The sequence below is a fragment of the Methanobrevibacter sp. genome (assembly GCF_045541095.1).
Lineage (GTDB): Archaea > Methanobacteriota > Methanobacteria > Methanobacteriales > Methanobacteriaceae > Methanocatella.
Genome location: NZ_JAZQIJ010000096.1, coordinates 1 through 10,959, shown reverse-complemented (window position 1 = coordinate 10,959; position 10,959 = coordinate 1). Strand labels below are relative to the sequence as shown.

The 10,959-nt window shown below is 34.3% G+C and carries 17 protein-coding genes; all 17 read right to left on the bottom strand.

Translation table 11 applies throughout. The features are described from left to right. Positions 1-296: 296 nt before the first annotated feature. Positions 297-581, bottom strand: coding sequence for a DUF3194 domain-containing protein (locus ACKI2P_RS04155; protein ID WP_407375288.1), 285 nt, complete (start codon positions 579-581; stop codon positions 297-299). 33 nt (positions 582-614) lie between these two features. After that, entirely contained in the window at positions 615-962 is a 348-nt protein-coding gene (locus tag ACKI2P_RS04150; RefSeq protein WP_407375286.1) for a prefoldin subunit beta, read from the bottom strand. A gap of 34 nt (positions 963-996) precedes the next feature. After that, positions 997-1,263 carry a KEOPS complex subunit Pcc1 gene (locus tag ACKI2P_RS04145; RefSeq protein WP_407375284.1) on the bottom strand — a complete coding sequence of 89 codons (267 nt, stop codon included), beginning with the start codon at positions 1,261-1,263 and terminating at the stop codon, positions 997-999. Continuing rightward, positions 1,256-1,639 carry a ribonucleotide-diphosphate reductase subunit beta gene (locus ACKI2P_RS04140; RefSeq protein WP_407375282.1) on the bottom strand — a complete coding sequence of 128 codons (384 nt, stop codon included), beginning with the start codon at positions 1,637-1,639 and terminating at the stop codon, positions 1,256-1,258. Before ACKI2P_RS04140 ends, ACKI2P_RS04145 begins: the two co-directional genes overlap by 8 nt. A 151-nt stretch (positions 1,640-1,790) precedes the next feature. After that, a complete protein-coding gene (locus tag ACKI2P_RS04135; protein ID WP_407375280.1) occupies positions 1,791-1,922 on the bottom strand; it encodes a DNA-directed RNA polymerase subunit P in 132 nt (43 codons plus the stop codon). A 3-nt stretch (positions 1,923-1,925) separates the two neighbouring features. Next, positions 1,926-2,195, bottom strand: coding sequence for a 50S ribosomal protein L37Ae (gene rpl37A, locus ACKI2P_RS04130; RefSeq protein ID WP_292811270.1), 270 nt, complete (start codon positions 2,193-2,195; stop codon positions 1,926-1,928). Between the two features lie 260 nt (positions 2,196-2,455). Further along, positions 2,456-3,940, bottom strand: a complete 1,485-nt coding sequence (guaB, locus tag ACKI2P_RS04125; RefSeq protein WP_407375278.1) for an IMP dehydrogenase — start codon at positions 3,938-3,940, stop codon at positions 2,456-2,458. A gap of 13 nt (positions 3,941-3,953) precedes the next feature. Beyond that, entirely contained in the window at positions 3,954-4,667 is a 714-nt protein-coding gene (locus tag ACKI2P_RS04120) for a (5-formylfuran-3-yl)methyl phosphate synthase (protein ID WP_407375276.1), read from the bottom strand. A gap of 86 nt (positions 4,668-4,753) precedes the next feature. Continuing rightward, on the bottom strand, positions 4,754-5,956 hold the full coding sequence (locus ACKI2P_RS04115; protein WP_407375275.1) for an LUD domain-containing protein: 1,203 nt from the start codon (positions 5,954-5,956) through the stop codon (positions 4,754-4,756). After that, positions 5,946-6,614, bottom strand: coding sequence for a (Fe-S)-binding protein (locus tag ACKI2P_RS04110; RefSeq protein WP_407375273.1), 669 nt, complete (start codon positions 6,612-6,614; stop codon positions 5,946-5,948). Before ACKI2P_RS04110 ends, ACKI2P_RS04115 begins: the two co-directional genes overlap by 11 nt. Positions 6,615-6,617: 3 nt before the next feature. After that, positions 6,618-6,965: a DUF2304 domain-containing protein gene (locus ACKI2P_RS04105; RefSeq protein WP_407375271.1), complete on the bottom strand. Its 348-nt coding sequence runs from the start codon at positions 6,963-6,965 to the stop codon at positions 6,618-6,620. Positions 6,966-6,974: 9 nt separating this feature from the next. Next, the gene (locus tag ACKI2P_RS04100) at positions 6,975-7,679 is read right to left on the bottom strand and encodes a glycosyltransferase family 2 protein (protein ID WP_407375269.1); all 705 of its coding nucleotides are present in this window, start codon (positions 7,677-7,679) and stop codon (positions 6,975-6,977) included. Positions 7,680-7,686: 7 nt separating this feature from the next. Continuing rightward, positions 7,687-8,145 carry a riboflavin synthase gene (gene ribC / locus ACKI2P_RS04095; RefSeq protein WP_298525729.1) on the bottom strand — a complete coding sequence of 153 codons (459 nt, stop codon included), beginning with the start codon at positions 8,143-8,145 and terminating at the stop codon, positions 7,687-7,689. 135 nt (positions 8,146-8,280) lie between these two features. Then, positions 8,281-9,114 carry an ATP-binding cassette domain-containing protein gene (locus tag ACKI2P_RS04090; RefSeq protein WP_407375267.1) on the bottom strand — a complete coding sequence of 278 codons (834 nt, stop codon included), beginning with the start codon at positions 9,112-9,114 and terminating at the stop codon, positions 8,281-8,283. A 1-nt stretch (position 9,115) separates the two neighbouring features. Further along, the gene (cbiQ, locus tag ACKI2P_RS04085) at positions 9,116-9,811 is read right to left on the bottom strand and encodes a cobalt ECF transporter T component CbiQ (protein WP_407375265.1); all 696 of its coding nucleotides are present in this window, start codon (positions 9,809-9,811) and stop codon (positions 9,116-9,118) included. 37 nt (positions 9,812-9,848) lie between these two features. Continuing rightward, complete coding sequence (locus ACKI2P_RS04080) at positions 9,849-10,136, bottom strand: energy-coupling factor ABC transporter substrate-binding protein (protein WP_407375263.1); 288 nt, start codon at positions 10,134-10,136, stop codon at positions 9,849-9,851. A gap of 9 nt (positions 10,137-10,145) precedes the next feature. Next, positions 10,146-10,811 (bottom strand): energy-coupling factor ABC transporter permease, encoded by a 666-nt coding sequence (locus ACKI2P_RS04075; RefSeq protein ID WP_407375261.1) that lies wholly within the window; start codon positions 10,809-10,811, stop codon positions 10,146-10,148. Between the last annotated feature and the right edge of the window lie 148 nt (positions 10,812-10,959).

Sequence of the window (10,959 nt, the reverse complement as noted above, 5' to 3'; positions counted from 1 at the left end):
AATTGAAAAAATAAGAAAGATTAAAGTTTGAAGTAATTGAAAGAGGGAATTTGAAAGATAGTATTATATGTTTGTCCTAAAATTGTTAAGCTATTATACTTCAAACTTTAACAATCCATGATTTATGAAAAGGATATTTTTCACAAATTCGAAACGTAATCATATGGCCAATCATATTTTTCGTTGCATAATTATAGTATTGAAATTAATAGTATAAATACTTTTTTATAAAAAAGTAATACTTATATAATAAAAAATATAAAATAAGTATTACGAAAAAATTTAAAAAAAAATAATCATTCTCTGAAGTTCTCATCAATGTATGAATCGAACTTGACATAAGCCTCATCAATGGCTTTGATAATTTGATCTTGGCTGATTTCAGAAAGCTCATCAAAGAGAACCCCAACATCAACATCAACGTCTAACTGGTCGTTTTCATAATTGATTGTAATGTCCAAATCCAAATCCTCAACCTCTTTGGTGGAAATATTTTTTGAAACTTCACGTTCAAGGATTTCACCGAAGTCATCGGAAATGGTTGATAAGTCATCCTGAGATAATTTTTTAAGTTTTGACATGAAAATCTATAAAAAAGAAAAAAAGTATTAAGCCTATTGGCCCATACCTTGCATTGCATTTTGAATAGTGGATTGCATCTCTTCAAGTTTTTTCATGACCCTTTCTTCTTGACGGGACATGGTTTGTTTTCTTAATTGAAGAGTTTCTAATTTTTCTTCCATTTCAGATAATGCATCTGCATATTCTACTTTAATGAGTAAAGTACCAGCTTGTTTGAATACTTCAGTACTTTCATCAGTTTTTTTAAGTTCTTCTAAAGCCTTTTCAGTTTCTTGAATTTGAATTTCAACATTTTGAACTTGCATTGTTACTGCTTGAGCTTGTTGTTGTAATTGTTGAAACTGATTTAATTGTTGTTGAATGTTTTCAGGAATCTCCATAATATCACCTATATCAATTAATTAATAAATATCATTAGTTTGTTAAATTATTTATTTCTAATGCCAATTTGATCCATTTAATAGCAGAATTTACAGAAGCTCTGAATGAAGTGGAATCCTCTGCATCAATATCTATTAAAATATCAGACCCTTCAACGTCAATTGTCATTGATGACCTGTAATCCGGTGCAGTGTCGAACTCCAAAATAATCGCATCATAGATTAATTTTGCCTGCTGACTACTTGCAAATTCAATGGAAATGTTGCTTTTAACAGATTCGAGAGGAGTTTCATCAATCATTTGTAACCTCTAAAATCTTTTTAACATTAATCTGGAGATTGAGTTTATCTCCAAACTTATTAATAAAACCAATTTTAGCTATTAAATCATCAACTTTAGAAATAACAATAAAATTATCTTCAGCTATGTCCACCAGCGGCAAACCCAATATATCGCTTAATACATTAAGTCTTTCCACGCCGGAAACTATTTTCAATTGAGATGGGGCCATGTTAAGCTTTTCATTGTTGTCTAAAGAGACACTAATTAAAATTGCAAGTAAAACTTCTCCTTTATTGGAATAAAAGGTTATTTTACTCGGATTTCCTTTAATTTCATTAACAACAGCCAGGTTAATTTCCTCCAATTCCAGAGCCTTCAACAAAAGCTCGCGCATATTCATTTTTCCCCTGTTGACAGAGGTAAAACCAGTAGCATGGGCTAAATTCTTACAGAACTTCCTAGTTTTTTGAGAAGGTTTTCTAGAAGTTGAAATTAACATTTAAATCAAAAATAGTAAAAAAATTTAGTAAAAAGAAGATAAAAACTTATCTTGCTTTTATAACTCTTGTTGTTTCAGGGACTTTCTTAAATAAAATCCTATATCTGCATTTAGGACATTTATTTTCCATGTAGCTTTTATGATCTACTTCTGCTCCACAACGTGGACATCTATACAAAGCTTATTCCTCCACTTTAATATCTCTGATACTGCGTGCTGCAGATTTAGCCATAGGAGTTTGTGGAATGTAAGCTCCTCCGGTGAATACTGCACCACATTTTCTGCATTTCCAAATTCCTGCAGCTTGTCTTTTTACATATGGTCTATCACATTTAGGACAAACATGATTTTTTTTCATGTTTTCTTCAATGATTTTAACAGATCTTTTTGCTTTTCTTCCGTATCTTGCACCGAACCTACCTGTGATACCTACTTTTTTAGTTCTTGCCATTTAAATTATCTCCTTAATAATAAACTTTAAAAATATGTAAATTGCTTCAATTTACACTGATTATCTAAAATAATCATAATATAATCTAATGTAATAATATATGATTTACTAATATATAAATGTTTTCTCAAAATTAGTATTTTAAAGAAAAAAACAATGAGTATTGCATAAATAGAAAAATTTTGATGAGAAATGATAATTATCCTATAAATCTTTTTGTCATTTAAACTTCCCATCAAAAAAGATTAAAAAATATCCAACTATTCTAAAGTTGGATAGTTAGGACTTTCGTTAGTGATTAACAAGTCATGAGGGTGGGATTCCTTGATTCCACTGCTTGTAATTCTAACAAAGTTTGCTTTTTCTTTCATTGCAGCAATGTCTTTTGCACCGCAGTATCCCATGGATGATTTTAATCCACCTACTAACTGGAACAAGATTTCTGCAATGGTTCCTCTGTATGGTACAGCACCTTCAATTCCTTCCGGAACATATTTGGTATGGTTCATTTTACTTTTCTGACCTTGGAAGTATCTGTCTGCTCCACCATCATACTCACTGGTCATTGCTCCCATTGATCCCATTCCACGGTATTTTTTGTATTGTTTACCGTTCATAACGACAATTTCACCAGGAGCTTCCAAGGATGCCGCAAGCAAATTACCGAGCATTACTGCATCTGCGCCTGCACCGATAGCTTTTGCAACGTCACCGGAGTATCTGATACCACCGTCAGCAATTACAGGAATGCCTGAGTCTGCAGCTGCATCTGCAACATCTGAGATTGCAGTAAGTTGAGGTACACCTACACCTGCCACAATACGAGTGGTACACATTGAACCAGGACCGATACCTACCTTAAGCGCATCTACACCCATTGAAATAAGGTCTTCTGCAGCTTCGGCAGTTGCAATATTACCTACACATAATTCGGCATCAATATTATCTTTAATGGTTTCTGTAAATTTGACAACGTTCATGTTATGAGCATGAGCACAGTCAATGGAAATTACATCTGCACCTGCTTGGTCAAGTGCCATTGCCCTGTCCAAATCAAATGGTCCGCATGCTGCCGCAACTAAAAAGTCACCATTATCATCTCTTGCAGCATTAGGATACTGGGATCTGTTTAATATATCTTTAATAGTAATAATTCCAACTAATTTACCGTCACGTACGACAGGAAGCCTTTCAACTTTATTTTCATAAGCAACATTTAATGCATCTTCTGCAGAGACTCCTTCTTCTACGGTAACAACATCGGAAGTCATGATGTCTTTAATCGCTGTGGATGGCTCTGATTTTAAAACCGGTCTAATATCCCTTTTTGAAATGATTCCCATAATTTTGTCACCATCAACAACAGGCAAACCGCTGATTAATTCATTACGCATTAAATCTTGAGCTTGAGAAACTGTTGAATCTGGAGAAATGGTTATAACATCACGAATTGTTAAATCTTCAGCATTCTTTACTTTTTTGACTTCTTCAACCTGCCTTTCCTGAGAGATGTTTCTGTGAATTACTCCAATACCCCCCTGTTGAGCCATAGCGATAGCAAGGTCTGCTTCAGTTACAGTATCCATTGCCGCACTCAATACAGGAATGTTCAGTTTAATTCCTTTACCCAATTCCACAGTAGTATCAATGTCTTTAGGTTCCACATAACTTGCATTTGGAGTTAAAAGAAAGTCATCGAAAGTGAAAGACATTCTTGCTTCTTGAACTTTTTTTGAAAATGACATAAACAACACCTAATTAAAATGAATCCAATAATTCTTTGAGTTCAGCTACAGCAGTATGGTGTATTTTACCTGTGTTTCTGTCACCGCCGACACATGCAGCTCCCCTGATACCTACAACATCACAACCAATATCATGCAATGGTTTCAATTGGTCTTTTTTGACGGATCCTGCAAGTGCGGTTTTTAAACCATAGCCGTGAGCCTCTTCAACAAATTCTTTCAATTTATCTAAATCTAAATAATCAAATAATGTATGACCATCTTTGACTGCAGTATCAAGCATTGCTAAATCGCAACCAGCGTCTTTTGCAACCTTTGGGATTTCCATAGGATCAACTGCACCAACACGGTGAGCATCAGCATATCCTGCAGCTACAATAATTGTATCTTCACTAATATCTTTTACTGTTTTAACTACATTTTCCATAACTTCAACAGCTTCGTCATGGTCTTTTGTTCCATATAATCCAACTTTAATGTAATCTGCCCCTGACACGTGAGCTCCCATTGCTGCAAGTGAAACAGTACCCGGTTTGTATGGCACATCCCCTAAAGTAGCACTAACAAGTTTGTCTTCAGGAGTTAATTCCCTAATTTCTTTAATAACCCAAGGGAAATTAGCACCTAAAGAACCTTCTTTAGGATTTTTTACATCAACAATGTCTGCTCCACCTTCAATAGATTCGAGAGCTTCTTCACGATTTATAGGACTTATTAATAGAAGCATGTATTTCCTCCAATAAAATATAATTTTATAATATATTAATATTACTTCTTTATTATTTATAATATTTTTGTTTTATCAAAAAAAAGTTAATATGGGGAATCATTATCTGAAACATTTTTTCTTATGACCCCATGAGCCTTCGGATAAAATCCAACATCGGTTGACAACTTTCTCATGTTTTCAATTATCTCATTTGTAGGAATTGCAACCGGACAGTTTAAGGTGCATAATCCGCACAATGTACACATGAAAAGTCCTGAATTGTAGCAGGTCTCATCGTCTTCGATGAATTTTGACATTGCCACACCACGGCCACCCAGATAGTTGTTGAATCCGAATTCATTTCCAACTGCATTATAAACGGGACAGTGAACTACACAGTTTCCGCATCCTATACAGTAAAGGCATTCATCGGTAGCGTCGCTTCTTCCGTTGTCAAGCAAAATCACAACAACCCTTTCTGCACCATACATGTTCTTTAGAAGTTTTTTTTCAATATCGGCAGTCTTTGAGGGACCTGAAATTACATTCATATATGAGGTTACATAGTTGCCGGTTGCGAAAATTGTTTCAAGTTTTGAAAGGGAAATTGCGTCCTCCAAAGTAGGTACGATTTTATCAATTCCAGCTACAATTATATGCAAATCTTTCAGTGAAACTATTGAAATATTACCCTCATTATGCACCATTACGCATGACCCCTCTTCGGAGGATATGGCATTACTTCCACTTATACCTACATTGGCATCTTTAAGGCGATTCAGTACATCCTCCCTTACAAGTTCCATGATTTCATGAGGTTCCGGACTGACGTTTGCATCGAGGGAATCATTAACAATGTTTGTTATCTCACCAACGTTGAGATGGGAAGCAGGACCAGTCGGATGAACGGGCCTATTGTCAGTTCTTTTAAGCTGCAGAATCCTATCACCAAGGTCTGTTTCAACAACATCAATGTTTTTTTCAGCCAAATGACATTTAAGATTGATTTCACCCAAAGTATTTGATTTTGCCTTTGCAACTGTTGTTGCATTATAATCATCAAGCAAATCATCAATTATTTTTAAAGCTTCTGCTGAATCCTTAGCAATTTTCAAATCCATGTCATTGCGCTTGAAGGATTCCTTGAGCTGGTCTAAAAGCTGATCATTGTTTTCAATTGAATATTTTTTGATTTCACGGACTCTTTCTATTAGTCTTATTGTGGATGGCGAATCCTTGATTGAATTTGATCTGTTTTTAACAGTTGAAAATGACTTTCTCATTGTTTCAAGTTCACTAGCTTTCATCCGCATCACCATATTTCACTAAAAATTCTGTCAAGTCAAGCACTTCCAAATCATCATTGTCCAGATTGAGTTTGCAGAATGGACAAGCCACAACCAATGTTTCACAACCAGTCTGTTTTGCCTGAGAGATTCTTGAGTCTGCCATTTGAGAGGCAATTTCAGGGTATGCTGACTTTACCCCTCCGCCTGCGCCGCAGCATAAACTGTTTTCACGAATGTCTTCCATTTCAACCAGATTTGCTACACTTTCAATAACCTCTCTCGGTTCATCAAACACGTCGGAATGACGACCCAGGTGACATGAATCATGATAAGTAACATTCAAATCTTTTTTGGACAATACAAGCTTTTTATCTTTGATTAATTCATCTAAAAGTTGAGATATGTGGATTACATCAATGCCTTCGTAATCCTCTTTTAAAGTCTTATAACAACCTGCACAGGAAGTCAATACCTTCTGGTCCCTGAAGATTTCAGTATTTTTTTGAATCTGTTTTTTAGCCTCGCTTTCAAAACCGGTTCTAAGCAAAACAGATCCGCAGCATTTTTCATCATCCAAAATATGATAATCAACATCAGCCAAATTCAAAAGTCTTTCGGTGGCATCCTGAATGGTTGTTAATTTTTCTCTTGCAGTACAACCTCTAAAATATAACATGGATTATTCCTCTTCATCGTCAGGAGTGATTTCATTTCTTAAGGCGATTTCTTTAACTAGAGTATTCATATCATTCTGCATCTTATCTACAATGAAATATAATTTTAAAACAGTGTAAAACAATACAACAAATACCAATATAATTATAAAGTCCAGACCACGAGTAATACCGAATATTCTTGCAAATGTGATACTTATATCAGGGAAAATAGCAAATAAGCTAACTACAATCCAAAATAAGGACCATAATATTACAGTACTCAAGGAATTTTTACCTCTTATATATCTTGCTGCAAACCATATGATAGCAATTATGGCAATTAATGGAAATATTAAAGCATATAAATACATTTTTTCACCTTAAAACTGATGTTTAATCATTTGTAATAATATTTTAAAAGCAACCATAACGTTTGTTCCTTTAGCTTGAGTTTCAGGAGTGTAAATAGTTTCAATCGGAACTTCAGCAAACGGAATATCATTATCATTAATTTCACGTATGAATTCTGAAGATATCAGATAACCTGTAGCATTGATAGATATCTTTTCCATTGCATCAACTGTAATCGCCCTGAATCCTGTCTGGGAATCGCTTACATTCACCCTATAGAATATTCTTGTCAGAAGATTCATTATTGAATTAGCAATACTTCTGCTTCTTGGCATATCTTCAAAAGGTCTTACACCAATAACTGCCTGTGCCTCACCGGTTACCAATGGCTTTATTACCTCATCCAAATCATCAGCGGAATGCTGTCCATCAGAATCCATACTGACTATGTATTTTGGATTATATCTTAAAACAGCTTCAAAACCTGTTTGGGTTGCAATTCCAACCCCCCTATTAATCGGTAGAGAAAAAACATGAATCTGGTTAGGGAAATTCTTTTTAGCCTTCATGATAACTTCCAGAGTATTGTCTGAAGAGCCGTCATTGACGATTACCATATTGTATCCTTTTCTGGCTATATCCTCTAGAACCGGTTCGATTCTTGTTGCTTCATTATACGCCGGAAGAACCACGTATGTTGCATCTTTATCTTCCGCAGTTATTTCATATTCCATATTCCACCTATAATGGGCCAGCATCCTCTTTTCCTTCACGCATTCCCATTCCAGCTTCTTTTCTCATTGCTTTTCTATGATACATCATCTTAATTAAGTTCTGTGCGTGTTCACGGGCTCTGTTTTCTGCAAGTTTGGCAAGTTCAACCGGGTCTTCCTCTTCATCTTCATGGACAAACACTTCAAGGATATGAGTATTGGTCATCAATTGCGCATTAATCAAACCTGTTGACGCCTCATGAGCACACATCTTGTCTTTTTCCATAGGTCCCGGCATTCCAAGTGCCATTACTATATCACAGTTTTCCTCTTCAATGAGAATTTTTGCAGTTACCGGCAAATCCTTTACACCAGGAACTGTTTCACGAATTATTTTTAAATCATAAGCGTTATTTTTAAGCTCATCAATGGCAGCTGCGGCCATATCAAAACGAGCAAATGTAGTATCACAAATTCCAATTCTCATGTAAATTCACCTTATAAAAAAAGTATGTTTCTATTAGTATAAATGTTTATTTAAAATAATAAAGTATTATGAATTATTACTTAGAGTAATACTTTCAATAGTATAATTATGAAAAAAATCTGATTTAAAAAAAAATTAGTTTTTATTAACGAATTCTAAAAACTTTTCCTTTGCTTCTTCAATTGTTAACGGATAATCCTCATTCATGTCAAAGCCTTCTGCTTCAATCTGTTGGAATAACTCAGTAACAATAGGTATTTTTAAATTAGCTTTTTCAAGAATTTCCGGCTGTGCGAAAATTTCTTTAGGAGTTCCTTCAGCAATCAACAAACCATCGACCAATACAAAAACACGTTTTGCATAATTAGGTACCAAATCGACTTCGTGAGTGGATATTATAATGGTTATTCCCTCTTCATTAAGTTCTTTTAATAATTTAGTTAGATTTGTAACTCCCTGAGGGTCTAGTCCTGCAGTCGGTTCATCCAATACCATAACTTCAGGTTTCATTGCAAGAATTCCTGCAATAGCAACTCTTTTCTTTTGACCTCCACTTAAATGGTGAGGTGCTTTTTTTTCAAAACCTGTCATTCCAACACGAGCAAGAGCTTCTTCAACCCTATCCTGGACTTCTTCCATAGGCAATCCCAAGTTAAGAGGTCCGAATGCAACATCTTCTTCAACTGTTGGAGCAAATATCTGATCATCAGGATTTTGAAATACAATTCCAACCTTTTGTCTGAATTTAAGTAGAGATTTCTTATCATATTTCAATTCTTCGCCATCAATGAATACCTGTCCTTCATCAGGCTCATAAATTCCATTCAAATGTAAAAATAAAGTTGATTTTCCAGCACCGTTTTTACCTAAAAGAGCAACCATCTCACCTTTTTCAACTTTAAGGCTAACTCCTTTAAGTGCTTGATAATCAGCATTATAAGAATATTTTAAATTTCTAACTTCTAACATTTTATTCCCCCTTTTTTCGTGGCTCATAAATAGGTAATTCTCCGGTGTAGCCTCTAGAGTCTAAAGAGTGCTGAAGTGTTTCACTTTTATCCAGAGACCTCAAAAATATTGTACTTGCAAGAGCTCCTAAAGACTTGAAAGATCCAAAATATGTACTATATCCCAAACGGGTTTCCTGTGCTTTCTGCATAGTGTCAATTTCATTTAAGAATATGAAAATTGAATTATACATCAAAAGTGCAATTTCAATTACAACTCTAGGAACTTTCATAGTAGCCAGACAATTTAAGATTTTTGCTATTGGAGTGGTTAAAGCTAAAAATCCTAGCAATGGCAGACATCCGATAACCCTAAAGAATGTGTAAACCCCATAATGAAGGGAATCTGTTGTAACTACGATGCCCCAAATACCTGTTTCAAAAATGACTTCTCCTTTTCCAAAGAAAAATATTAAAAATAAACATGTCAGAACTACAAAAACCATCGGAATGGATAAGAATTTTAAATATGACCTAAAATTTATCTTTGCAATTGCTAAAATTACGATAGACATTACAATGAAGATAAATACATCAAAATACAGATTATCAAGAGCTAATGTTAAAACTAACAAGAAAATTGTCAGAAACAATTTAAAGTAAGGATTAGTTTCAGTTAATTCATTATGATGCGCAATATAATCCATATCAAATTTCATAAAATCACTAAAAATAGAAAATAATAAAGAAGAAAAATTATTCTTCTTTACCTTGTCCTCTCCAGTAACCGAAGAAGTAACCAATAATGATTGCTCCTATAGCTGCTTGAAGAGCAAATAATAAACTTTCAATTTCTCCACTTGGTGGTTCCCATATTGAAGATGCCCAAGGGGTAAAACCGGATGATTCAACAGCTTCACCAGCTGCATCGTCAGATCCACCAAAGTAACCGTCATCTTCACCATGACCATGATACATTGCTAATGGTGCGATGAAAATGATTGCACAAATTATTGCTAAAATTATTAATGTTGATGTTTTCATTTAATCACCTTAAGCTTCATTAGGAGCTAATGCATTAAGTTTATTTAATAATTTTGGTTTGTATGCTTTTAATCTGTCCCATATGATAACAGTTAAAATACCTTCACCAATAGCTAATGGCACTTGAGTTACTGCAAAGATAATTAAGAAATTAGTTAAAGCAGTACCAAAAGTAGGAGCTGGGAAAGCGAAAGCTAATTGGAATGAAGTAGCTACATAAGTTAATAAGTCACCTAAAAATGCTGCAAAGAATACTGCAATAGTTGATGAAATATTAACTTTAGTTAAACCTTTGTATACAATCCAAGCTACTAAAGGACCAACAATTCCCATAGATACAATGTTTGCGCCTAATGTAGTTAATCCACCGTGAGCAAGTAAAAGTGCTTGGAAGATAAGTACAATAGTTGCTAAAACTGCAGTTACAGCAGGTCCGAATAATGCTGCACCTAATCCGTTACCACAAGGGTGAGAACAACTTCCAGTAACAGAAGGTAATTTCAAAGATGATAAGATGAACATGAATGCACCACTTACAGCAAGTAAAGCTTTGGATTCAGGTGTTTCATCTACGATTTTTTTAATTTGGTAAATACCAAAAGCTACAAATATGATTGCTACAACAAACCATATTATACACCATTGTAATGGTAAATACCCTTCCATAATATGCATAAATAATTTCCTCCAAATAACCTATCAATATAGATTGATAATTAAGTCAATAAAAACTTAAATTAAAATTAATAATTATTAAAGTTTTATTGATAATGGTATTATATACTTTATTATATATAAATATTATTAGTAATACAGTAAACAA